Source organism: Ruegeria sp. BA2 (genome assembly GCF_056539605.1).
In genome coordinates, this window is the sequence record NZ_JBQFVE010000003.1 from 215,494 (window position 1) to 238,608 (window position 23,115).

At 58.1% G+C, this 23,115-nt stretch carries 17 protein-coding genes; 10 read left to right on the top strand and 7 right to left on the bottom strand.

The window, feature by feature from the left end:
- Position 1: 1 nt before the first annotated feature.
- Positions 2-634 carry a bifunctional 4-hydroxy-2-oxoglutarate aldolase/2-dehydro-3-deoxy-phosphogluconate aldolase gene (locus tag ACR0NN_RS08565; RefSeq protein WP_170720992.1) on the top strand — a complete coding sequence of 211 codons (633 nt, stop codon included), beginning with the start codon at positions 2-4 and terminating at the stop codon, positions 632-634.
- A 51-nt stretch (positions 635-685) separates the two neighbouring features.
- Positions 686-1,876 (top strand): aminotransferase class V-fold PLP-dependent enzyme, encoded by a 1,191-nt coding sequence (locus tag ACR0NN_RS08570; protein ID WP_170720989.1) that lies wholly within the window; start codon positions 686-688, stop codon positions 1,874-1,876.
- An 83-nt stretch (positions 1,877-1,959) separates the two neighbouring features.
- Here ACR0NN_RS08570 and ACR0NN_RS08575 read toward each other — a convergent pair whose 3' ends face one another.
- Complete coding sequence (locus tag ACR0NN_RS08575) at positions 1,960-3,069, bottom strand: pyridoxal phosphate-dependent aminotransferase (protein WP_170720982.1); 1,110 nt, start codon at positions 3,067-3,069, stop codon at positions 1,960-1,962.
- Between the two features lie 150 nt (positions 3,070-3,219).
- On the opposite strand from ACR0NN_RS08575, the gene ACR0NN_RS08580 reads away from it, so the two are divergent.
- Positions 3,220-4,002 carry a crotonase/enoyl-CoA hydratase family protein gene (locus ACR0NN_RS08580; RefSeq protein ID WP_170720979.1) on the top strand — a complete coding sequence of 261 codons (783 nt, stop codon included), beginning with the start codon at positions 3,220-3,222 and terminating at the stop codon, positions 4,000-4,002.
- Here the strand turns inward: ACR0NN_RS08580 and ACR0NN_RS08585 are convergent, their stop codons facing one another.
- From ACR0NN_RS08585 to ACR0NN_RS08600, 4 genes are all read right to left on the bottom strand, one after another.
- Positions 4,003-4,335: a DnaJ family domain-containing protein gene (locus tag ACR0NN_RS08585; RefSeq protein ID WP_170720976.1), complete on the bottom strand. Its 333-nt coding sequence runs from the start codon at positions 4,333-4,335 to the stop codon at positions 4,003-4,005.
- 39 nt (positions 4,336-4,374) lie between these two features.
- On the bottom strand, positions 4,375-5,538 hold the full coding sequence (locus tag ACR0NN_RS08590) for a benzoate/H(+) symporter BenE family transporter (protein ID WP_170720973.1): 1,164 nt from the start codon (positions 5,536-5,538) through the stop codon (positions 4,375-4,377).
- 138 nt (positions 5,539-5,676) lie between these two features.
- Positions 5,677-8,754, bottom strand: a complete 3,078-nt coding sequence (locus ACR0NN_RS08595; protein WP_480684417.1) for a valine--tRNA ligase — start codon at positions 8,752-8,754, stop codon at positions 5,677-5,679.
- A 93-nt stretch (positions 8,755-8,847) separates the two neighbouring features.
- Entirely contained in the window at positions 8,848-9,747 is a 900-nt protein-coding gene (locus tag ACR0NN_RS08600; protein WP_170720955.1) for a phytanoyl-CoA dioxygenase family protein, read from the bottom strand.
- A 177-nt stretch (positions 9,748-9,924) separates the two neighbouring features.
- On the opposite strand from ACR0NN_RS08600, the gene ACR0NN_RS08605 reads away from it, so the two are divergent.
- The 3 genes from ACR0NN_RS08605 (at position 9,925) to speB (ending at position 14,421) form a co-directional block, all read left to right on the top strand.
- Positions 9,925-12,216 (top strand): xanthine dehydrogenase family protein molybdopterin-binding subunit, encoded by a 2,292-nt coding sequence (locus ACR0NN_RS08605; RefSeq protein WP_170720952.1) that lies wholly within the window; start codon positions 9,925-9,927, stop codon positions 12,214-12,216.
- Complete coding sequence (locus ACR0NN_RS08610; protein ID WP_170720947.1) at positions 12,194-13,270, top strand: T6SS phospholipase effector Tle1-like catalytic domain-containing protein; 1,077 nt, start codon at positions 12,194-12,196, stop codon at positions 13,268-13,270. The genes ACR0NN_RS08605 and ACR0NN_RS08610 overlap by 23 nt, the downstream gene beginning before the upstream one ends.
- 188 nt (positions 13,271-13,458) lie before the next feature.
- On the top strand, positions 13,459-14,421 hold the full coding sequence (speB, locus tag ACR0NN_RS08615; protein ID WP_170720944.1) for an agmatinase: 963 nt from the start codon (positions 13,459-13,461) through the stop codon (positions 14,419-14,421).
- A gap of 235 nt (positions 14,422-14,656) precedes the next feature.
- Here the strand turns inward: speB and ACR0NN_RS08620 are convergent, their stop codons facing one another.
- Both ACR0NN_RS08620 and ACR0NN_RS08625 read right to left on the bottom strand, forming a co-directional pair.
- Positions 14,657-16,561 (bottom strand): adenylate/guanylate cyclase domain-containing protein, encoded by a 1,905-nt coding sequence (locus ACR0NN_RS08620; protein WP_480684419.1) that lies wholly within the window; start codon positions 16,559-16,561, stop codon positions 14,657-14,659.
- Between the two features lie 1,907 nt (positions 16,562-18,468).
- Positions 18,469-19,368, bottom strand: a complete 900-nt coding sequence (locus ACR0NN_RS08625) for a LysR substrate-binding domain-containing protein (RefSeq protein ID WP_170720938.1) — start codon at positions 19,366-19,368, stop codon at positions 18,469-18,471.
- Positions 19,369-19,466: 98 nt separating this feature from the next.
- On the opposite strand from ACR0NN_RS08625, the gene ACR0NN_RS08630 reads away from it, so the two are divergent.
- Genes ACR0NN_RS08630 through ACR0NN_RS08645 form a run of 4 tightly spaced genes read left to right on the top strand, consistent with a single transcriptional unit; the run spans position 19,467 to position 23,111 of the window.
- On the top strand, positions 19,467-20,597 hold the full coding sequence (locus ACR0NN_RS08630; protein WP_170720934.1) for an aromatic ring-hydroxylating oxygenase subunit alpha: 1,131 nt from the start codon (positions 19,467-19,469) through the stop codon (positions 20,595-20,597).
- Positions 20,594-21,322 carry a class II aldolase/adducin family protein gene (locus ACR0NN_RS08635; protein ID WP_170720931.1) on the top strand — a complete coding sequence of 243 codons (729 nt, stop codon included), beginning with the start codon at positions 20,594-20,596 and terminating at the stop codon, positions 21,320-21,322. Before ACR0NN_RS08630 ends, ACR0NN_RS08635 begins: the two co-directional genes overlap by 4 nt.
- The gene (locus ACR0NN_RS08640; RefSeq protein ID WP_170720928.1) at positions 21,319-21,963 is read left to right on the top strand and encodes an enoyl-CoA hydratase/isomerase family protein; all 645 of its coding nucleotides are present in this window, start codon (positions 21,319-21,321) and stop codon (positions 21,961-21,963) included. The genes ACR0NN_RS08635 and ACR0NN_RS08640 overlap by 4 nt, the downstream gene beginning before the upstream one ends.
- On the top strand, positions 21,960-23,111 hold the full coding sequence (locus ACR0NN_RS08645) for a CoA transferase (RefSeq protein ID WP_170720923.1): 1,152 nt from the start codon (positions 21,960-21,962) through the stop codon (positions 23,109-23,111). The genes ACR0NN_RS08640 and ACR0NN_RS08645 overlap by 4 nt, the downstream gene beginning before the upstream one ends.
- The last annotated feature ends 4 nt before the right edge of the window (positions 23,112-23,115 follow it).

Here is a 23,115-nt window from a genome sequence, read left to right on the forward strand (position 1 = left end):
CATGTCCAAAACCCAACGCACCCGCGAGATTTGCGCTCTGGCACCGATCGTCCCCGTTTTGGTGGTCGATGACGCGGCCCATGCTCGCCCGCTTGCCGAAGCTCTGGTCGCAGGTGGCCTTCCCGCGCTCGAAGTGACATTGCGCACACCTGCAGCTCTGGATGCCATCCGCGCCATGGCTGACGTCCCCTGCGGTGTGGTCGGTGCAGGCACTCTGGTCACCCCCGAAGATGTCCGCGCCGCCAAAGAGGCCGGTGCGCAGTTTGGCGTCTCACCTGGTGCAACCGACACACTGATCGCGGCCTGCGAAGCCGAAGGTCTGCCCCTTTTGCCCGGCGCGGCCACAGCCAGCGAAGCCATGGCCCTGCTGGAAAAAGGCTATGACATGCTGAAATTCTTCCCTGCCGAGGCCTCAGGCGGCGCGCCCGCTCTGAAAGCTATCGGAGCGCCCCTACCGCAGATCACCTTCTGCCCCACGGGTGGCGTGTCGCCGTCAAATGCCCTCGATTACCTGTCGCTTTCCAATGTGGTTTGCGCTGGCGGCAGCTGGGTCGCACCCAAGCAGATGGTTCAGAGCGGCGACTGGTCCGGGATCGAGGCACTTGCGCGTGAGGCCGCCAGCCTCTTGGATTGACGTCGCAAGGCAAGACGCTAGGGTAGGCCTCAATTCAAACAGGTTGCCCTCATGACAAACCAAATCTCCCTCGCGCATGGGCGCGAGTATCTGGCTATTCCCGGCCCTTCGGTCATGCCCGACGCGGTGCTGCAGGCCATGCACCGCCCGTCGCCCAATATCTATGACGGCGAATTGATCGAGATGATGCCCGCGCTCACCCGCGACCTGAAGCGCGTAGCCCGAACCCAGCACAACGTCGCCATCTATATCGCCAATGGCCACGGCACTTGGGAGGCCGCGCTGTCAAATGTGATCGCCCCGGGCGAAACCGTGCTGGCCCCGGCCTCAGGTCGCTTCACAAATGGCTGGGCCGAGATGGCCGAGGGCCTCGGTGCCAAAGCTGAACTGATCGATTTCGGCATGTCCTCTCCATGGGATCTCGACCGTATTGCTCAGGCTCTGCGCGCGGATGTGAACCACGAAATTAAGGCGGTGCTTGCGGTTCATGTCGACACGTCAACCTCGATCCGCAACAACATTCCGGCGCTGCGCGCTGTGCTGGACGAGCTCGACCATCCAGCCCTGTTGATGGCCGACTGTATCGCGTCCATGGGCTGCGATCGGTTCGAGATGGATGCCTGGGGCGTTGATGTCACCGTCACCGCCTGCCAGAAGGGGTTGATGACTCCGGCAGGCACCGGATTTGTTTTCTTCAACGACAATGCGCAAGCCAAACGCGCCACCATGCCGCGCGTCTCGAAATATTGGGACTGGCAGCCGCGCGCCAACCCCGAATTGTTCTACCAGTATTTCGACGGAACCGCGCCAACCCACCATCTCTACGGCCTGCGCGCCGCACTGGATCTGATCCATGGCGAAGGCATCGAACAGGTCTGGGCCCGTCATGAACATCTCGCCAAAGCCATCTGGGCCGCATGTGATGTCTGGGCTGAAGGCGGCGCGCTCCAACTCAACGTCAGTGACCGGGCCCATCGCAGCCATGCCGTCACTGCCCTGCGCCTGACCGAAGGGCGCGGCACTCCGCTGCGCGCCTATACCGAAACGCAGCTGGGTCTGACATTGGGTATCGGCCTGGGGATGGAGGATTGGGACGGCTGCTTCCGCTTGGGACATATGGGGCATGTGAACGCGCAGATGGTCATGGCCATGTTGGGTGGCGTGGAAACCGCTATGGCCGCGCTTGATATCCCGCGTGGCTGGGGCGCGCTCGAAGCCGCTGCCGCAACGTTGGCCAGCTAAGCTCGATCCGTCTTTTCATCTGGCCAGAAATATCCTCGGGGGGAATCGCGCCTCGGCGCGATGTGGGGCAGACAGCCCCTCCCCTACACGGCCCGAGCCATTGCCAAAGCCTTGGGCAAAGCGGCCTCAAACGCCGCCATCTCAGCGTCACCCCCACAGCTGACCCGAATGCACCGGTTCTGAGGGGCCGCGAATGGCATCCGCACGAACACACCTTGTTCGACCAACGCATCCAAAACGGCCTTGGCAAATGCGCCGTCCTGCCCGCAGTCTATCGCGACGAAATTTGTGGCCGAAGGTAGGGGTTCAAGTCCGTTCGATCGCGCAATCTGCTCGATCCGCGCGCGCGATGCCGCGATTTTCGCCTGAACTTCCGCCAGCCATTCCTGATCTTGTAGTGCAGCCAAGGCACCGGCTTGCGCCGCCCGGTTCATGCCAAAATGATTGCGCACCTTGTTGAAGGCTGAGATCAACCCCGGCGCGCCGATCGCATAGCCCACCCGCGCCCCGGCCATGCCGTAAACCTTGGAAAAGGTTCGCATTCGAATCACGCGCGGATCATCTACCGATACCGGTGCAGCTGTCCCTTCGGGCGCGCATTCCACGTAAGCCTCATCCAGAAGCAGCACACAGCCCTCAGGCATCGCTTCCAACGCGGCTGCGATATCCGCGCCCGAATGCCAGGTCCCCAGCGGGTTGTCTGGGTTGGCCAGATAGACCAGCTTTGCACCCACCTCTGCCGCTTTGGCAAACAGTGCCGCTGGGTCTTCGTGGTCGGCCCTATAGGGGACTTTGTGCAAAACGCCGCCAAACCCGGCCACGTGATAATTGAAGGTGGGATAAGCTCCATCCGAGGTCACAACCGGATCGCCTGGCCCAACCAGCAGCCGAACCAGATATCCCAGCAGCCCATCTATGCCTTCGCCAACAACGATATTCTCGGGCGCGACACCATGGTGCGCCGCCAGCGCATGGCGCAGATCGTAATTCTCAGGATCGCCATACATCCAAATCTCGCCCGCCGCCTGCTGCATGGCCTCAATGGCGCGTGGGGATGGGCCAAATATGCTCTCATTCGCACCGACCCGGGCAACAAAAGGCGCGCCGCGCTGGCGCTCCTGCGTTTCGGGGCCGACAAATGGCACGGTTGCAGGTAGAGATTGCGCAAGCGGGGTATAGCGAGGACCAGTCATGGCCGCAGATAAGCGCAACCTCTCAAGCGGGGCAAGCCTTGCATGATAGGGTTGTTCGGATCGGCCACCACTCTGCCCTGACGTCGCAGTAGCGCTGCCCGGCGGTTGCTGGCATGGTTGGCGCAACACGAAAAAAGCACCGGAGGCCCCATGTCCCGCGTATCCGTCGAATACAAAGACCACATCGCCCATGTCACGCTGACCCGGAGCGACAAGATGAACGCGCTGGACGATGCGATGATCAAGGCGATCCTCGCGGCGGGTCAAGAGGTTGCTGCGGCGGATATCCGAGCCGTCGTATTGTCGGGCGAGGGCAAAAGCTTCTGCGCCGGTCTCGATATGGCCAGTTTTGTCAGCATGGCGCACACGGACCCGACCGATTGGCTTATGACCCGCAGTCATGAAGACGCCAATGAGTTGCAGGAGATTGCCCTGATCTGGCGGCGTGTCCCGGTCCCGGTGATCTGCGCCATCCAGGGCGTAGCCTATGGTGGGGGTCTTCAAATTGCTTTGGGCGCGGATATCCGCATCGCGCATCCCGAAGCCAAGCTGGCAGTGATGGAGATGAAATGGGGCCTCATCCCCGATATGGGCGGGATGGTTCTGTTGCCCGAACTTGTCCGCTCGGACGTGCTGCGCCTGCTGACCTACACCGCCCGCCCCATCGGCGCGCAACAAGCGGCGGAGTGGGGGCTTGTGACCAAGTTGTCGGACGATCCGCTGACCGAGGCACTTGCGCTGGCCGAGGACATTGCGGGCAAAAGCCCCTCGGCCATGTGTGCCGCCAAACGGCTGATTGATGTGGCCGAAACCCGGGATCGCACCGATGTTCTGTTGGCTGAATCCTCGGAACAAGTCGATCTGATTGGCAAACCCGATCAGATGGAGGTTGTCATGGCGCAGATGCAGGGCCGCAAGCCCGAGTTTAAATGATCACCGCATGAATGCCCGACGCGCATCGCGGGCCATGTTATAGCGCATCTCCAGATCGGCGATCTTTGCCATCGCGTTCTTGCGAGCCTGCGCGTCGGTCAGCTTTGCATAGTCCTTGCGCGCCGCATCAAGCTGTTTCTTGATATCGAACTCTTCGGGCAACACTCCGGCCTGAGCCATGATCCGGTGACCTGCGGCAATGGCCGGGTCGCTTTGTGCCTCGCCCGAGCGGTCAGGAAGGGGTTGGCCTTCACCCTCCAGCCCTTCTAGCTGCCCTTCGGCCTGCGCCTTTTTTATCTGGCGTTCCACCAGTTTTCCTAATGATCCCAACATGGGGTGACCTTACGCGATCGGGGCGTGATACGAAAGCGCTCAGCGCACCCGGTTACTGACGAGAAATACCAACCCGCCAACCGCCAGCCCCCAGACCGCAGCCCCCAGCCCAAAGGCGGTGATGCCCGAAGCCGTGATGGCAAAGGTTAGCACGGCGGCTTCCCGCTCTGCCGGAACCTCCAGTGCCGCGAAGATGGCATTGGCCATCACGCCGATCAGCGCGACACCTGCCAGAGTGCCCATCAACAGAGGGTCAGCATGGGCGGCAAAGCTGGTGATCGCGATGGCGAAGATACCGAACAGGCAGTAAAACACACCGCCCATGATTGCTGACCAATAGCGCAGCGCAGGATCGGGGTGGCTGTCCTCGTTTGAACACATCGCAGCTGTGATTGCAGCCAGGCAAGTGGCCGGAGCGCCGAACGGGGCTGATAGCATACTGGCCCCGCCCACGGCTGAGAACAGCTTGCCCGGATTGGGTGTATAGCCAAAGCTGCGCATAACGGCGATGCCGGGGATATTCTGCGTGGCCATCGTCACGATGAACAGCGGCAGGCCAATTCCGATGGCAGAGGCCAGAGAAAAGCTCGGCATGGTCCAGACCGGGGCCGCGATAAGACGCTCGGGCCTGATCGAGCTGTCACCGGCATTCAAAATGACAACAATCGCCGCCGCGACGACCGCTGCCGGAACCGCCACCAGACGGTTGATCCGGCCTGCGACGAACCATGTCAAGATAACGGGTAGTGCTTGCCAGGGGATGTCCACAGCGGCTTTGAACGGCACGATACACAGCGGCAGCAAAACGCCCCCCAACATCGCCTGCGCCAAAGTGGTTGGGATCGCCGCAGCCAGCCGCCCCAGCGGACGCCACAGCCCGGCGATGACCGTCAGCGCCCCGGCGCAGAGGAATGCGCCGATTGCGCCCGAGAAACCTTCGGCGGGGGCAGCAGACACGGCGAGCAGCGCGACGCCCGGTGTCGACCACGCCACGCTGATCGGTTGCTTGTACCACAGGCTAAGCACAATCGCCGCCAGCCCCATCGCCACCGCTGCCATCATAAGGCCGGATGCGGATTCCGACGCCGAGGCCGCCATTGCGTTCAGCCCCTGCAGGACAATCGGAAATGAGCTGAAGAAGCCGACAATAGCCACAACCAGACCGGTTGAGATCGTCTGCATCGGAGGAAAAGCGCGCGCCATCACAGCCTCGGGGTTGTTTTGTGAACTTGCTAGCAATCGCAAGCCGCTGCGAACAAGGGGAAAACCGTCAGCGCGAAATGAAAACCCGCCACACATGCGGCGGGTTTTGGGATTTGAGTATTTGGGAAAAGATGAAGATCAGGCGATTTCGGCCAATCGGGCGAGGGCTTCGTTCAGCTTCGCCTCTTCTTCCTCGCGCGCGGCGAGGTTGGCTTTGGCTTCCGCAACCACTTCCTCCGGGGCGGAGGCCACGAATTTGGGGTTGTTCAGACGGCCGCGCAGGCCGCCCAGCTCTTTGGCCAACTTGCCTTTGGCTTTCTCAAGACGTTCCTTTTCTGCACCGATATCGATGATATCGGCCAGCGGCAGGCCAAAGGAGGCACCGGGGGCGGCAATCGAGATTGTGCCCTTGGGCAGCTCATCCGCGTGGGTCAGGCTGTCGATCCGCGCCAGACGTTTGATCAGCGCTTCGTTGCGGTCCCATGCGGCTTGTCCGTCGGCGTCGATCTCAGTCACCAGCATCGGCACATAGAGGCCTGCAGGTACGCGCATCTGGGCACGGGCCGAGCGGGTGTTTTCGATCACCGAGATCACCCAGTTCATCTCACGATCCGCATCTGCGTCGACCAGTTCGGTGCCGTAAGTCGGCCAGTCGGCGTGGACGACCATCTTCGCGCGGGTGCCGGTCAAGCCCCATAGCTCTTCGGTGATGAAGGGCATGATCGGATGGAGCAGGACCATGCACTGGTCCAGAACCCATCGCATGGTGGCGCGGGTCTCGGCCTGTGCCTCGGCATCGTCGCCTTGCAGCAGGGGTTTCGACAGTTCCACGTACCAGTCGCAGACTTTGCCCCAAACAAAGGCGTAAAGCCCGTTGGCTGCATCGTTGAAACGATAGCTTTCCAGCGCCGCGTCGACCTCTTCCCGCACGCGGGCGGTTTCGCCGATGATCCAGCGGTTCACGGCCGCTTTGGGTCTCAGATCGGCGACTTCCAATTGAGGAACAGCATCGGTGAAAACCTCATTCATCTCGGCAAAGCGGACGGCATTCCAAAGCTTGGTGCCAAAGTTGCGATAGCCGGTAATACGCTCGCGCGACAGTTTCAGAACCCCACCAATCGCCGCCATCGACGCGTTGGTAAAGCGCAGCGCGTCGGCTCCGAACTCGTCAACGATCTCCAGCGGATCGATCACGTTGCCGGTGGTCTTGGACATCTTCTTGCCCTTCTCGTCGCGGACGAGCGTGTGCAGGTAGACGGTGTGGAACGGGACCTCGTTCACTACGGCCAGTTGCATCATCATCATCCGGGCAACCCAGAAGAACAGGATATCCGCGCCGGTGATCAATAAGCTGGTTGGGAAATAGCGTTCCAGTTCCTCGGTCTGCTCGGGCCAGCCCAGCGTGCCGATCGGCCAGAGGCCGGACGAAAACCACGTGTCGAGGACGTCGGGGTCGCGACCGATCTCTACCCAAGTACCCTCGCCGTCGGACGGTGTGGAGTATGCGTAGATACCTGAAGTTTTTTCAGGGTCATGTATCCGGATTTCGTAATTCGAACCATAGTATTGTTGAGCCAGCTTAAGTGCTTCTTCTTCGGTAGGTGCGCAGAAGAATTTGCTGCGACCAGACCAATGCTCTCCGGGTACTCCCAAGTCTCGGTCAAGCGCGCCTTCTTTCAGTTCCGGCCCATACCAAACCGGAATCTGATGCCCCCACCACAACTGACGTGAGATGCACCAGGGTTCGATGTTTTCCAGCCAGTGATAATAGGTCTTCTCGCCCGACTCGGGGATGATCTTGACTATGCCGTCCTTGACCGCATCCAGCGCCGGGCCAACGACCTTTTCAGCGTCGACAAACCACTGGTCGGTGAACATCGGCTCGATGACGACTTTCGAACGATCTCCGAAGGGCTGCATGATCGGTTTGCTCTCGACCAGCGGGACCAGCGCTGCCGGATCATCATCCTCGCTCAGTTTGGTGCCCAGAACCGGATCGTCGGCGCGGGTCATCACAGCAAGGCCGTCAGCAGTGATCTCTTCTACGACCTTCGCGCGCGCCTCGAACCGGTCAAGCCCACGCAGGTGATCGGGAACTAGGTTGATCGCGTCGATCTCGTTCTCAGTAAATTCACGACCACGCGCATACTCCTGCGCCAAAACAGCCGCCTCCGCATAGGGCGCCCCATCGGCCCGCATCGCGCCTTTGGTATCCATCAGGCGGTACATCGGAATGCCGCCACGCTTGGCCACCATGTTGTCATTGAAGTCATGCGCACCCGTGATCTTCACCGCGCCCGAGCCGAAATCGGGATCAGGGTAGTCATCGGTGATGATCGGGATCTGGCGGCGATGTTCCTTCGGGCCAACCGGGATTTCGCAAAGCTTCCCAACGATGGGCGCATAGCGTTCATCCGACGGATGAACCGCAACCGCACCATCACCCAGCATGGTTTCAGGTCGGGTCGTAGCGATGGAAATATAATCCCGCTCTTCGCGGAAAATCACATTCCCGTCTTCATCTTTTTCCAAATACTCATATGTCTCGCCGCCTGCCAAAGGGTACTTGAAATGCCACATATGACCTGCGACTTCGATGTTCTCGACTTCAAGATCGGAAATCGCGGTTTCGAAATGCGGGTCCCAGTTGACCAACCGTTTGCCGCGATAGATCAGGCCCTTCTCGTACATATCGACAAAAACCTTGATCACCGCGTCGTGAAAATTCGCAGAATTTTCGTGGCCCGTGCGCGGGTCGCGCGGCGCGCCCGCCATGGTGAAGGCGTTGCGCGACCAGTCGCAGGACGAGCCCAGCCGCTTTAGCTGCTCGATTATTGTACCGCCGTATTGGCCTTTCCACTCCCAGACTTTGTCCAGAAAAGCCTCACGCCCCAATTCTGTCCGGCTGGGTTGCTGGGTTGCGGCCAGCATCTTTTCCACCTGCATTTGGGTGGCAATACCTGCGTGGTCCTGACCGGGCTGCCACAGTGTGTCGAACCCTCGCATGCGGTGCCAGCGGATCAGGATATCCTGCAGCGTGTTGTTGAACGCGTGCCCCACATGCAGCGCCCCCGTCACGTTGGGCGGCGGGATCATGATGGTAAAGCTTTCGTCGCGCGATTTATTCGCGCCGGCCTTGAAGGCTCCGGCCTGTTCCCAGGCCTCGTAGATGCGGGCCTCGGCCTCGGCCGCGTTGAATGTCTTTTCCATCGCCATTGGATGCGTCCTGCGTCGTCTATCTTGGGTCAGCGCCTGCAATAGCGAATGGACGCAGGAAGGGGAAGGCCCTGCGCGGCGGTCCTGCGCTGATCAGCCGGGATTTGACGGGGCGGGCGCGTAAAGATCGAGTTTTTCGCTGGCTCCTTGGCCCATCGCCTTGGCCTGATCGCTGCGGATTTGGGCGTGCAGGTGCAGCGCCTCGGGCGCAAACAGTGCGGTCGGCTCAGGGATATGGATGAAATTCCCAACCCGATCCTCGCCCCGCGCCAGAATGGCATAGTCGCGATCCGCCACTTTCTGCTGCGCATTGGGGTTGAGATAACGGATAGCCAATCCAATCCGACGATCATCCGACACGTTCGGCCCTGACCCGTGAATGGTCAGACCGTGATGCAGCGACATCTGGCCGGGCTGCAGCTCGATATGGGTTTTTTCTTCCTCTGCCACATCCACAGCAACTTCTTGACCCCGCGACAGCAGGTTATTGTCGGAAAACGTATCATTATGCGGCAGGATCGGGTTCTTGTGGCTGGCCTTCACGAAATCCATGCAGCCACTCTCAACCGTCGCAGGGGATAGGGCGATCCAGGCGGTCAACTGGTCCGAGGTTTCGCCCATGCCCCAATATGTCAGGTCCTGATGCATGCCCACCACTTGCGTCGTGCGCGGTTCCTTGATGAACAGCTCAGCTGACCACAGCAGCAGGTCTGGGCCCAAAACGCCTTCGACAACGTCCAAAACGCGCGGATCCAACGCGATGCGAGTGGCAAATGGCATCACCACATGCGCGTTGATGCGTTTGTACATGTTCAGGGGTAGCGGCAGGTCAGCCTCGCGCCAGCTGGCCTCGACATCCTCCAACTCGGCACGGTACCCGGCGGCTTCTGCGGCAGAGAACACGGGGATCGGAAATATAAACCCATCATCCCAATAGGCCTCGGCACTTTGGCTGTCCAATCGGCCATTCGTCAGCTTGATTTCTTTGGGCATGGAAGCCTCCACTCGACTGAATTTAGGTTCAGCCTAGGCGCGGCCCAGATCGGCGCGCAACGCTGTTTCCAGACATGAATGTCGCTTTCAGACCGTGCGGAGTTAATTTTCTCAGCCACTGGACAAGGTCCTGCTTCACGCTAGGGTCGCGCATTCAGGCAGCCAGAGGATCATCCCATGGAAAAATTCGGCAAAAGCCAGCCCATCAAACGGACCGAGGACCAGCGGTTTCTGACCGGGCAGGGGCAATACATGGACGATTCTGTGCCCGAGAATGCGCTGTTCGCAGCATTCTTTCGCAGCCCGGTGGCGCATGCCACGATCACGTCGCTGGACCTTGAAGATGCACGTACAGCGGATGGGGTGCGCTTGGTCATGACGCTGGAAGATCTGACTGCTGCCGGGATCGATACGGTGATGAACGCGACTACAGTCGCCAACCGCGACGGCAGTCAAGGCGCTGCGTCCGAGCGAAACATGCTGGCCAAGGACCGCGCGCGTTTCGTCGGCGAACCAATTGCGGTTGTTATCGCTGACACCTTTCTGCAAGCCCGCGATGCAGCTGAACAGATCTGGATGGAAACCGAGGATCTGCCGGTCAAGATGGATGTCGCCGCAGGCGGGGAGCCGTTGCATCCACAGGCCCCCGACAATCGCGCCTTCGACTGGGGGCTGGGCGATGAACAGGCGACCAACGCGGCGTTTCAGGCGGCGGCCCACACGGTTGCGCTGAATGTGCATGATAATCGGGTCATCGCCAGCTCGATCGAACCGCGCGGCTGTCAGGCCGAGTGGTCGGGTGGTCGCCTGCATTTCTCCTACGGCGGGCAGGGCGTCTGGGGGATGAAGGCGCAATTGGCGCAAAAGCTGAAGCTAGAGCCAGAGGCGATCCGGGTCACCACGCCGGATGTCGGCGGCGGTTTTGGGATGAAGGCGATGCCGTATCCCGAATATTTCTCGGTTGCCGTGGCAGCGATGAAGCTGGGCCAGCCCGTGCATTGGATGTCTGACCGGTCCGAGGCGATGTTGTCGGATCACCATGGTCGAGATTTGACCTCGCTGGCGGAACTGGCTTTTGACACCGATCACAAGATTACCGCCTATCGGGTCCACAACAAAATCAACCTTGGCGCCTATAACAGCCACTTTGCACAGGCCATTCAGACCAGTCTGTTCAGCAAGGTCCTGATGGGCGTCTATGATGTGCAAACCACCTATCTGCGCGTCGAAGGGTTTTACACCAACACAACGCAGGTCGACGCCTATCGCGGAGCCGGTCGGCCCGAGGCGATCTATGTTTTAGAACGCGTCATGGACCGCGCCGCACGCGAACTGGGCGTTGACCCGTGGGAGCTGCGGCGCAAGAATTTCATCAGGCCAGAGGCTTTCCCATATGTCTCGGCAACGGGTGAAACCTACGACGTCGGCGATTTCGCCATGGTCCTCAGCCGCGCCGCCGAACAGACCACGGGATTCGCGGCCCGCAAGGCGGCGGATGCGGAAAACGGCCTGATCCGGGGGCAGGGGCTGTGCTACTACATCGAAAGTATTCTGGGTGATCCTTCCGAAGGCGCAAAGATCGAGTTTTGCGAGGATGGAACAGTGAACCTCTACGTGGGAACCCAATCGAATGGGCAGGGACATGAGACGGTCTATGCCCAGTTCCTGTCTGATCAGACGGGCATTCCGGCGCATCTCATCAATGTAGTGCAAGGCGACACGGATAGGCTGGCGCAGGGTGGCGGCACCGGCGGGTCACGCTCGGTCACGACCCAAAGCAATGCCACGCTGGTCACAGTTGATACGATGATCGCCGCATTCACGCCCTATCTTGCCGATAAGATGGGAGTCGAGGAAAGCGATGTGACCTTCGACCATGAAACCTTCCGCGCACCCGGGTCCAACCTGACCCCCACGCTGACCGAAGCGGCTGAGATGGCGCGTGCAGACGGGCGCGCCGATCTGTTGCAGCACGAAGCCCGCGCCACGCTAGATGCACGCAGCTATCCAAACGGTGCGCATGTTGCCGAAGTCGTTATCGATTCTTTCACTGGTGAAACATGGGTCGACCGCTACACGGTGGTGGATGATTTCGGCAATCTTATCAACCCGATGCTGGCCGAGGGGCAGGTGCATGGCGGGGTAGTGCAGGGTATCGGCCAAGCACTGACCGAGCATGTTGTTCATGATGCCGAGGGGCAACTGCTCACGGCTTCGTTCATGGACTACGCCTTGCCCCGCGCCGCTGAGATACCCATGATAGAGTTTACCTCGGCGCCGGTTCCGTCAACCGCCAACCCGATGGGGATGAAAGGCTGTGGCGAGGCCGGCACCGTGGGCGCACTGGCCGCAGTGGCAAATGCGGTTCAGGATGCGCTCTGGGATCACGGGGTGCGGCAGGCGGATATGCCTTTCACACCTCAAAAAGTATGGGAATTGCTGACGCATGGTTCTGTCGCGGCTGAGTAGAAAGGTACTGGGATGGCTCGGGCGGCCGCTGCGGTCCGAGCACTCGGCCGAAGCGCGCCACCGCGAACCGATCAGCCATGTCATCATCCTCGACGGCACCATGTCGACGCTGGAGCCGGGGCGGGAAACCCATGCCGGTCAGACCCTGCAGTTGTGTTGCGAGATGGGCAGCAAGGTCTCGGTGTTTTACGAAGCAGGCGTGCAGTGGGACAGTTGGAAATCCACCATGGACGTGATGATGGGCCGGGGCATCAACCGCCAGATTCGCCGTGCCTATGGCTACCTCGCCTCGCGCTACAAACCCGGCGACAAGATCTTTTTCATTGGCTATTCCCGTGGCGCTTACGGCGTGCGCAGCCTTGCGGGTGTGATCGATGCGATTGGCTTGCTTAAGGCCGAACACGCCACCGTGCGCAACATCAAACAGGCCTACCGCCACTATGAATGCAACGCCAATGGCGAAGCGGCGGCGATCTTCCGTCAGGAATTCTGCCACGAGGATGTGGCCATCGAAATGGTCGGCGTCTGGGATACGGTCAAAGCGCTGGGTCTGCGCCTGCCACTGCTCTGGCGCTGGGCCGAGGAACGCCACGCTTTCCACAACCACCAGCTTGGCCCCGCCACCCGCCACGGCTATCACGCCATGGCGCTGGACGAGACCCGCGAAGTGTTCGAGCCCGTGTTGTGGAAATGCACACCCGATTTCAAAGGCCATATCGAGCAGGTCTGGTTCCGCGGCACCCACGGTGACGTGGGTGGCCAGTTAAACGGGTTCGAAGAGGCCCGCCCCCTCAGTAACATCTCCCTGATCTGGATGCTGGACAAGGCCGAACTACACGGCCTGCCCCTGCCCGAAGGCTGGCGCGACCGCTATCCAACCGACCCGCACGCGCGCTCGGTCGGCACGTGGCGCGGCTGGGGCAAGATTTTCCTACTGCGCAAGCACCGGAAGGTTGGCAAAGACCGATCCGAGCGCCTGCACGTCTCGGTCTCACCAGACGAACTGCCTCGCTGGGTACCGATGCCGGATTTGCCATCGCATCCGGCGCAGTGAAAGGCTGACCATTTGCCAGTGGCTCCAATACCACCGACACTTCAATCTCAGGTTCGAGCCCAATCTTGACGTCAATTCACCGTGCAGCGAATGTCCGAATACAGCAATTAATCTAGATTGTGCTTCCGAGAATACGGCGTGCGATGCGTCAGATTGAATTCGGATACTAAAATCATAGGAGATGACCATTGTCTGACACCTTTTACCAGCCAGTGTCTGGATTCGATCTACCCCGCTTTGCGGGCCTAGCGACCTTTATGCGGTTACCTCATGTGGCCCTGACAGAGGCGAGGATCGAGGACGTTGACATTGGTCTGATTGGGGTGCCTTGGGATAGCGGCACGACCAATCGGCCCGGTCCCCGCCACGGCCCACGTCAATTGCGTGACATGTCAACAATGATCAGAGCACAGAACGGCGCATCGGGAGTGCGGCCTTTTGAGCTGGCCAATTGCGCGGACCTGGGCGATGTCCCGACGAACCCGGCTGATATCATGGAGACAATGGAGCGCATCACATCTTTCTGTAGCAATGTGAAAGCTGCCGGCGTTCGTCCTCTCACCGCTGGTGGTGATCATCTGACTTCGCTGCCATTGCTGAGGGCTTTGGCTCAAGATGGCCCACTTTCTATGATCCATTTTGATAGCCACACCGACCTGTTCGACTCATATTTCGGTGGAACAAAGTATACGCACGGAACACCATTTCGGCGAGCTATCGAGGAGGGTCTGCTGGACCCCAAAAAGGTTGTGCAGATCGGCATTCGTGGAACAACTTATGACAACGAAGACAGGGACTTTGCAGATGCGGTCGGTATCCGGGTTGTGCCAATTGAAGAGTTTCATGAACGCGGCGTTGTAAGCGTTATGGCGGAAGCTCGGGAGATTGTGGGGCGTTCTGACACCTACGTGTCCTACGACATTGATTTCGTCGATCCTACGTTTGCACCCGGAACCGGAACGCCCGAAGTTGGCGGTCCAAATTCATATCAGGCCATTCAGGTTGTTCGAGAATTGACAGGCGTCCAGATCGTGGGAGCGGATCTTGTCGAGGTTTCTCCACCTTTTGATCAGAGTGGCGGCACTGCCTTTTTGGGGGCCTCAATAATGTTTGAGATTTTGTGTGTTATGGCGACAGAAAAGTCGACATGACGGCAAAGCGAAGTCTGATTGCTGCCTGACGCCTAACTACCGACGCGCTGTGCACCTGTCTGAACGACCGTTTTCTCCCGCATCTTGGAAATTGCAAAGTCTCTTTCGAATGTCCAGATTGGGCTGAAAATACTACAAAGCCACAGCCGCAAATCGCAGGATTAAAGTTTGTCGCGATAGTTGTGAGTGTCTGTGTCTGGTGGCGACACTCGCAAAGCGAAACTCGAAAAATCGTTCATTCTTTGGTATCAGGCACACCCAGCTTTCGCAGATCCTCTACCCACCGATTGAGATACGCCTCACTCTCGAATGGCGCATTCATCGCCTCTTGGATAGTGAATTCGGGATTGGCCGCTAGAAATTCATCGATAACGGTCTGCGCATCACTGGGAAGACCAAGGCGTAAAAGAATTGGCGCGTAGGTGCGTTTCAAGCCGTCTGGTATTTCGTTCATTTGTTCAACTGAAGCCTTTGCATCTTCATACTCCTCGGCGAAGTACTGAGCCCAACCCAGATTCCAAAGATACCAGTCTTGGTGATGTGGGTTCAGCCGGATCGCCAGTTTCATGCGCTCTACGGCTTCAGGCGCCTTGCCGCCATAGACGAGCGGGTCGATGGAATCTGCCAGAACGGACGCCGAATTTGGATTCAGAGAAATTGCTTTGTCGTAAAGCGAAGCAGCCCGCTCAAGGTTCCCGCTCTGAGTAGTTGCATTGGCTAAGACCCAATTACCTTTGAAGTTGAAGGGTTCCAATTCAACGGCTTTCCGCGCCATCTCAAATGCGCGCTCCAGTGATTCCTCGCGCGTTAAAGAGTTCGTCCAGCCCCAACGATACCCGTTTATGTGTGCCCAAGCGTTTTCGACATACGCCCCAGCATAGTTCGGATCGAGAGCAATGGCTTTTGCGCTAAGCATTTCTGCCTTGATGTTTCCTTCTTTCGTGAAGGTAAACCATTCCTCCTGCGCGCGTTTGCGCAATTCGTAAGCGCCAAGGCTATCAGTAGGCTGATGCTTAAGACGGCTGTACTCTGCCAAATCGATATTCGTGGAGAGAAGCGAAGCTATGGTTCGCGTTATCTCATCCTGAACAGAAAAAATGTCCTGTAGGTCTCGGTCATAGCTGTCTGCCCAGATGTTCTGGCCCGTCGTCGTATCAATGAGTTGGGACGTCACGCGCAAACGCTGACCGGCAATTTGAACGCTCCCTTCAACAATGTAGCGAACACCCAATTCTTCTGACACTTTCTGTATATCTGCCGGGGTGTTCTTATATGAAAATGTCGAGTTTCGGGCGACTACGAAGAAGTCTGAAAAACGGGACAAGGCGGTCAGGATGTTCTCACTCAGCCCGTCACTGAGGTAATCTTGACTCGGGTCGTTGTTGAGATTGTCGAACGCCATGACCGCGATGGAGGGTTTGCCAGACAGGGCCGCGGCTTGTTCATCCGTGTCCGGGGATCGCACCACGGACCAAGGTTGTAGCCATGCAGCGGCTACTAGCGCCAGGACAATTGCGGTACAACTTACCATGATCAGGCGATTTTTTGTTGGCTTGTTCGTAAGTGGCACGATAGGAGAAACGATGGCTTTTGCCTTTTCATCCATTTTAAGGCTGTAGATGTGAATGGGGTCGGAGATGTTCTTGACCTCTCGCATCCCCAAATCTTCTATGGTGAGATCGAGCTTGGTATTGACCTGTTCGAAAACGCTAGCCGACATGTAAATGCCATTCGGGACAGCCAGGCTTTCAATGCGTGCGGCAACATTTACACCATCCCCGTGAATGTCACCCTGATCTACGACGATGTCGCCAACATTGAGGCCGATCCGGTATCGCACCTGCGAATCTGGCGATAGGTCCGCGTTAGCCACCGCTATATTGTGCTGCATGTCCACCGCACATCGAACGGCCTCAACTGCACTTGCAAACTCAAGAAGCAAGCCATCGCCCATCAATTTGACGATGCGCCCATGTCGTGAAGCGACAATTGGTTCAAAAAACTGCTCGCGATGGGCTTTGACCCTTGCAAGCGTGCCGGCCTCGTCATTTCGAATAAGACGGCTATAGCCGACCACATCGGCGGCAAGTATCGCTGCTAGACGTCTTTCCAAAGACTGAACTCCCACAGTGGGCACCACGCTAAACGCAAAATTGCATCTAGGCCAGATGCGCTAACCAAACACACATTTTTAACAAAGCGACTGTTAAGTCTCTTTACGGCATCAGCCGTGAAGCTGTGCCTGACTGCGAAGTGCAGTAATTCATTGAATGTCCGCTTGGGGCTGCGACCTGATGAATGCATCCGCAGCGTTCATTTGGAGTGCGAAGGTCGGTTCAGGGCTCTGCGCACCATTTCGGGCACGTCGCGGAGAAAGTTGGCAGCGAGACCATAACGCGACCACGGTGTCATGTGCAGCATTATTCGGGAAAACCACGCGGCCGAACCAGCTCTGGCAGACCGACTTCACCTACCTGAAGGTCATCGGGTGGGGCTAATTCTATCACGCTGAGATATATTCCATGAAAGTATCAATAGAAAAAATTCTGGGCATGGTAGTTTTGTAAGGCTAGTCTGCCTGAAACAACTCGGAACCTTTAGTGTGATCTTCGGGGTAAAGCACAGCTTGGCAAGTTTGGCAGCCTCGATAATTCTAGGCGCCTAGGTAATCACGGTCGAGGTTCTTGCCCAAGCCAAGGAAAAATGGTGTGCTTTGCGCATCTGACGGAGAGTGTGTATCTGGCCTCCGTCGAACGGGAGCAGATTTAACAAACAAGTACTGTTTTTCCGCCGACCTGGATTGTGCGGTAGAAAACCACGATGGTGCCAAGTTTGATGACGTCCTTCGCAATAAGTTTGGTCAGCTCGTCGTCTGTTCTGAAACTTGGGGATGGACGTGGACAGACAGTAAAAATGGAATAGTGAGTAACGTGAACGTTAATTGCCAATCTGGTTACTGCGGTTACGGGCCCGGCACTACCGCAAAGTGCTGTTTTGGAGCCGATCTGAATTGTACTGGACCCAAAGGAGCTGGGTTCAAATACGGTGCCGTAGCCGTTGCTTTTGGCAAAAGGTACAAATGCGATCAAAAAGCTGGAGGGTGGCAAGAATTGCTCCAAGACCCTGATCCAGATCCTGAAGAGATCAATCCCTACAAATCGGGAGTTGCGCTAATTTGCTACAACGCCGTTTTGGACACAACTGGTCGGTCAGAGTTTTGGGGCGAAGGTAAAGACTGTGACGCTGCTCGGGCGTCCGGCGCAGCTGATGCTAACAAAGTTGGCTGCAAGAGTATGGGGCAAAGCTGGAACGACCTGGATCGCGAGACCATTCGCACACTAAGATTTCCGAAGAGTTGACCTGTTTCCTTATTTGAATTCATGGGCGCATGACCGTTTGGGCATCGGTACGTTTGAAGAGATTTGACTGAGAACCGCAGCCATCCGTTGTGGCCGCAGGCAGGCCTTACTTATCCGTAGCTGCAATAAACGTCAGCAAAGGCGGCACTTGCAGCAGGTTTGTAAATGGCTGCCATTCATCCTTCGTTCCAGTTCTATCTGCCAAAATTGATGGTTTGCCAGTGTAGCCGATGCATTCCGGTTTGCCTTGAATATTCCTCTGATTTGGCAACTCGCACGATGACGCCGGTCTTGCAGACCGAAGCCAACTTCATGATCGCCTCGCGTTTCTGCGCTATGGAACTCCCGCCAGCGCAAGCCCCAAGTGGGCTTACGGTCACGTTCGGAAAGTGCTTTACCTTTTTGAGTGACGAAAAAATTCACCCGCCGCGATGGCGGAACTTGAACAGAGTTAGTTACTGCAAGAGCGCAACGTCCGGATTTTCCGCGCTCCTACCCTTCGCAATCTCTAAGATTTTGTGGTCGCGGCTAATGTCGGCAGTGCGGGCTGAGATCGCAGCATCCGGTCATCATGCTCAATGTCCGGTAGAGGCCGTCCTCAACAGCGGGAGGTAGATTTCTTAATGAAAGCTCTGCAGGCTCCAAAATCGGTTAAGTGCATTGCAGCTCCACCGCCGGCGCTTATCGGCTAGTCTTGGTCCAAACCGGCTTCTTGTATGATCCAATCCCGAAATGCCTTCAGCTGCACCTGCTCCATCGCGTCCGGAGGGTAGACCAGATGGTAGGAACGCGTTGGTGTGAAGTCTTCGCGGAAGGGCCGGATCAGTTGCTGGGACAGCAGTTCATCTCTTATGATCGGCAGTAGTCCAAGCGACACGCCTTGGCCCGACAACACCGCCCGAAGTAGAACGCTGGAATCGTCAATCACCACTCCGGGCAAGCAACCTCCGGTGTCGATGCCTTTGGCTGCAAACCACTCCAGCCAGTCGAATTGGTCTTTCCAATGCAAGAGCGGCAGTTTGAGCAAGTCCGTTGGCTCGGCCGGAGGTGTCGCACCATCCAGCAGAGCGGGACTCATCACAGGCGACGTTTCGAAACGCAGCAAAGGTTCGGACACCAACCCCGGCCAGCGCCCGTCGCCCCAAGCCAGCATCATATCTGTTTGCCCGTCCGAGAACTCGACGCCGCCCGGCGAATACTGCAAGTGCAGGCCGGTTTCGGGGAAGTGCTGCCAGAAACTGTGCAGCCGCTTGGATAGCCATTGCGAGCCGATTAGCGCACCCACCCCTACAGTGATCGAGGCTCGGCTGGCGGTCTGCCGTGTGTCCCAAACGGCCTTGTCTAGCTGGGTGAAGATACTGTCGCAGGCCTCGGCAAACCGGCGCCCTGCTTCAGTAAGGGTGACCGATTGGGCGTAGCGATCAAACAATGAGCAGCCCAGATGCTGTTCCAGGGTTTTAACTTGCGAACTGACCGCCGTAGGGGTCACGCCCAACTCGCCTGCAGCGCGTTTGAAATTCTGAAACCGGGCGGCCATCGTAAAGGTGCGCACTGCGCCCAGCGGAATTTGATCAGCGTGATCTGGCATCTTTAGGATAAGTTCAAGTTGTCCTAGGTGTAGTGATTTTTAATCTATGCAAAGTAGTGAGAGCAAGGCAGGCTTTTTCTTCAAAGGATACAAGCAACATGTCGTGGACCCGTCGCCCCGACAGCAGCGGAGGTGGAATGTTGCGCAATGCCCCCTTAGCCGCCCGCTACTACACGCAGCCAGAGTTCTTTGAGGTCGATAAGGAAAAGGTCCTTTTCCGCACATGGCAATGCGTCTGCCATGTTTCAGAGATCGCGAATCCCGGCGACTTCAAGACTTTCACCATCGTGGACGAGGATATCTTTGTCATCCGCACGCCCGAGCGGCAGATCAAGGCCTATTACAACATCTGCCGCCATAGGGGGCATCCGCTGGTCGAAGGTACAGGCAAGGGCAAGCGGGTATTGGTCTGCCCCTATCACGCGTGGACCTATGAGTTGAACGGTAAGCTGCGCCGCGCGCCGGGCTCGGTTGAAAGTGATGGGCTAAGCTGCGATCAAATCAATCTGCGCAAGATCAGGGTCGAAGAGTTTTGCGGTTTCGTCTTCGTCAACCTCGATGAAGACGCGGACCCAATGGGGCCAGAGCTGGAAGAATACCGCCAGAATATGCTGAGCTTTCACCCCGACCCGACCAAGCTGAAATTCGTTTGCGAGACCGAGATTGCGCATGACAGCAACTGGAAGCTTTCGGTAGAAAATTACAACGAATGCTACCATTGCCCAACCGTCCACGCGAGCTCGCTGACGCATGGGGTCCTTGAGATGGAAGGATATACAACCGTCCCGAAGGGCAAAACGATCTGGCACGATGGCAAGGCGCAGACTAGGAACGAAAAGCAATATGATTACGACCTGACCGCCAGCCCACGCGCAGGCGATTACGGGGCCTATTGGATTTTCCCAAATGTATCGATGTGCTGCTACCCGGGCGGTTATTTTACCATTCGCCAATTCCTGCCCGTGGCCTGGAACAAGACGATCTATCGTTACCGATGGTTTTCCAGCGGCGATATCGCGGACGAGGACGTGATTGCGCTGATGCACAAGCACAAAGAGACGACCGGGGCCGAAGATGAAGTTGTAGTCTCCAAGATCCAGAAGGGTATGCAGAGCCGTGCGTTCGAGCCGGGGCCATATGTCATCGGTGACGGTTGCGGCGCGATGAGCGAGGTCGGATTGCGCCATTTTCACAACCTCTACCGGGATGCTTTGGGAGAGAGCGAATGAGCACCGCAATCCGCCAGGAACTGGCCGCTCTGTACCGGCTGGCGCATCACTATGGCTGGACCGATCTGACATCGACCCATATTTCCGCACGCCTGCCCGATGATCCGGCGCACTATCTGTTGAACTCGCATGATCTGATGTTTGACGAGATCACGGCCTCGAACCTGACGCGCATGTCTTTTGACGGCCAGGCGGTTGACTGTCAGCCGGGCAGCGGGCGGATCGTCAATCTGGCCGGGCACATCATCCACGCGGGTATCCTGACCGCACGACCAGAGGTGAATTTTGTGATCCAAAGCCACACGCGCGCAGGCGTGGCTGTGTCGGCCATGCCCGATGGGCTTAGGCCTTTGTCGCAACATGCGGGCTTTGTGCTGGGCACGTTGTCCAGCCACCCGTACCAGGATTCTACTGCAGTCGCCGATGAGGGTGCGCTGTTGGCCGTTGATCTGGGGCAAAACTACGCCATGCTGTTGCAAAACCACGGATTGTTGGTTGTCGGGCGCACCGCGGCTGAGGCGTTCCTGTATCACTATTACCTTGAAATGGCCTGCAAGATTCAGGTGGACATTCTTGCGGCGACAGACAAGCCGATCGAGATTACCGCTGATGCCATGGCCGCACTGCATGATTGGGGCGCGCCGGAAAACGGCCCCCATGGTGACGTTCAATGGCCGTCGCTGATGCGCATGTTGGACCGAACAGTGCCAGAGTATCGCGCATGAGCGGCACCGATCTGATCCAGACCCTGCGGGAAGGCGCTTTGCTGACCGTGACCATCAACCGGGCGGACAAGGCCAATGCGCTGACAACCGAGATGTTGGTCGCCTTGCGCGATATTTTTCGCGCGACAGTCCATGACGACACTTTGCGCGCAGTCCTGATCACGGGGGCTGGCGGGCGCGTGTTTAGCGCCGGTGCGGACCTGAATACGCTTTATGACGAGACCGCCGGCCCCGACCCTTGGGATGAAATGGCCCAAGCCCTGCGTGCCGTGCCTGTTTTGACACTTGCTGCGATAAACGGTCCTTGCATGGGCGGGGGTCTGACCCTGGCGCTGGGGTGCGATATGCGCATTGCGGTGCCAGAGGCACGATTCTCGTACCCGGTGTTGAATAACGGCGTGTTGCCTGGGCAAATTGATGTGGATCGGCTGCGGGCCCTGACCAGCCTGGGGCGCAGTGCAGCGATCTTGTTGGGCGGAGACGTGGTGAGCGCCGAAGAGGCCGCCTTGTGGGGGCTGGTGGATCGATTGATCCCGCAAAGCAATTTGATAGACACGTGCCGCGATCTCTGCGCCATGGCGTTGGCCGCCGACGGTGCCCATCTGAAAACCCTCAAATCCATGCTGAAAGGTGCAACATGAAAGGTATTCGCGTTGTCGACATGACATCGGTTCTGTCCGGCCCGTTCTGCACCTGGCTGCTGGCAAGCCTTGGTGCTGATGTAATCAAGGTGGAAAATCCGAACGGGGATCTGGCCCGCACCACACCGCCGTTCGAAGACGGCACCAGCCTCTATTTCGCCTCGCTGAACCGCAACAAACGCTCGGTCAGGCTGGACCTGAAGACCGCCCAGGGCAAGGAAGCGCTGCACAAGCTTCTGGCGACTGCAGACGTCTTTGTCGAAAATATGCGCCCCGGCGTGCGTGACCGGCTGGGGTGCAGCGACGCTGATCTGAAACGCATCAATCCGCAACTGATTTCCGCCTCGATCAGCGGGTTCGGGCAGACCGGCAGCCTGTCGCACCGTCCGGCCTATGACATCGTGGTTCAAGCCATGAGCGGCATGATGAGTATCAACGGTGAATTGGGCGGCGATCCAACGCGGGTGGGCTTTTCCGTGGGCGATATCGCCGCTGCGCTATTCACCACCATCGGTATTTTGCAGCAGCTCTATGAACGTGACGCCCAAGGTGCAAAAGAGACCAGCCATCTCGACGTCTCAATGCTGGCCTGCCAATGGGTGTGCCTGGAAAACGCCTTTGCACGCTATCTGAACGCAGGCATCGTGCCGGGACCAATCGGTTCGCGCCACCCGTCGATGACACCGTTTGAACCTTATCCGACCGCTGACCAGGACATTGTCATCGGGCTTGGCAGCGACAAGGACTGGCCGCGGTTCTGCGAGGCAATTGGGTATCTGGAGCTAATGGAGGATACCCGGTTTCAGGGCGACGAGACGCGCCTTGCCAATCGCGATGCGCTGGATGAGGTTCTGGGCGCACATCTGAAACAGCAGCCTTCAGCCTATTGGATCAAAATCCTGATCGACAATGCGATCCCCTGTTCGGTGGTTGAGACGATACAGACCATCGCCGACAATCCGCTGGCCGATGAATACGCGGCCTTTTCCACCGTGGCCACGAACGGGCGCGACATGTGCTTTGCCCGCAACCCCATCGCCAACCGCGGCCTTCAGGAAAGCGCCGCTCCCGAGTTGGGGCAACACACGGCAGAGGTTTTGTCCGAGCTTGGTTATAACGCCGATGCCATCGAGGCCCTGACCCGCTGACGAC

Excerpts from the sequence above, each read along its gene's own strand:
- ACR0NN_RS08570 (WP_170720989.1), top strand. The coding sequence starts at position 686 with ATGACAAACCAAATCTCCCTCGCGCATGGGCGCGAGTATCTGGCTATT.
- ACR0NN_RS08610 (WP_170720947.1), top strand. The coding sequence starts at position 12,194 with ATGGTTCTGTCGCGGCTGAGTAGAAAGGTACTGGGATGGCTCGGGCGG.
- ACR0NN_RS08595 (WP_480684417.1), bottom strand. The coding sequence starts at position 8,754 with ATGGCGATGGAAAAGACATTCAACGCGGCCGAGGCCGAGGCCCGCATC.
- ACR0NN_RS08630 (WP_170720934.1), top strand. The coding sequence starts at position 19,467 with ATGTCGTGGACCCGTCGCCCCGACAGCAGCGGAGGTGGAATGTTGCGC.
- ACR0NN_RS08585 (WP_170720976.1), bottom strand. The coding sequence starts at position 4,335 with ATGTTGGGATCATTAGGAAAACTGGTGGAACGCCAGATAAAAAAGGCG.
- ACR0NN_RS08605 (WP_170720952.1), top strand. The coding sequence starts at position 9,925 with ATGGAAAAATTCGGCAAAAGCCAGCCCATCAAACGGACCGAGGACCAG.
- ACR0NN_RS08565 (WP_170720992.1), top strand. The coding sequence starts at position 2 with ATGTCCAAAACCCAACGCACCCGCGAGATTTGCGCTCTGGCACCGATC.
- ACR0NN_RS08575 (WP_170720982.1), bottom strand. The coding sequence starts at position 3,069 with ATGACTGGTCCTCGCTATACCCCGCTTGCGCAATCTCTACCTGCAACC.
- ACR0NN_RS08590 (WP_170720973.1), bottom strand. The coding sequence starts at position 5,538 with ATGGCGCGCGCTTTTCCTCCGATGCAGACGATCTCAACCGGTCTGGTT.
- ACR0NN_RS08625 (WP_170720938.1), bottom strand. The coding sequence starts at position 19,368 with ATGCCAGATCACGCTGATCAAATTCCGCTGGGCGCAGTGCGCACCTTT.
- ACR0NN_RS08580 (WP_170720979.1), top strand. The coding sequence starts at position 3,220 with ATGTCCCGCGTATCCGTCGAATACAAAGACCACATCGCCCATGTCACG.
- ACR0NN_RS08645 (WP_170720923.1), top strand. The coding sequence starts at position 21,960 with ATGAAAGGTATTCGCGTTGTCGACATGACATCGGTTCTGTCCGGCCCG.
- ACR0NN_RS08635 (WP_170720931.1), top strand. The coding sequence starts at position 20,594 with ATGAGCACCGCAATCCGCCAGGAACTGGCCGCTCTGTACCGGCTGGCG.
- ACR0NN_RS08640 (WP_170720928.1), top strand. The coding sequence starts at position 21,319 with ATGAGCGGCACCGATCTGATCCAGACCCTGCGGGAAGGCGCTTTGCTG.
- ACR0NN_RS08600 (WP_170720955.1), bottom strand. The coding sequence starts at position 9,747 with ATGCCCAAAGAAATCAAGCTGACGAATGGCCGATTGGACAGCCAAAGT.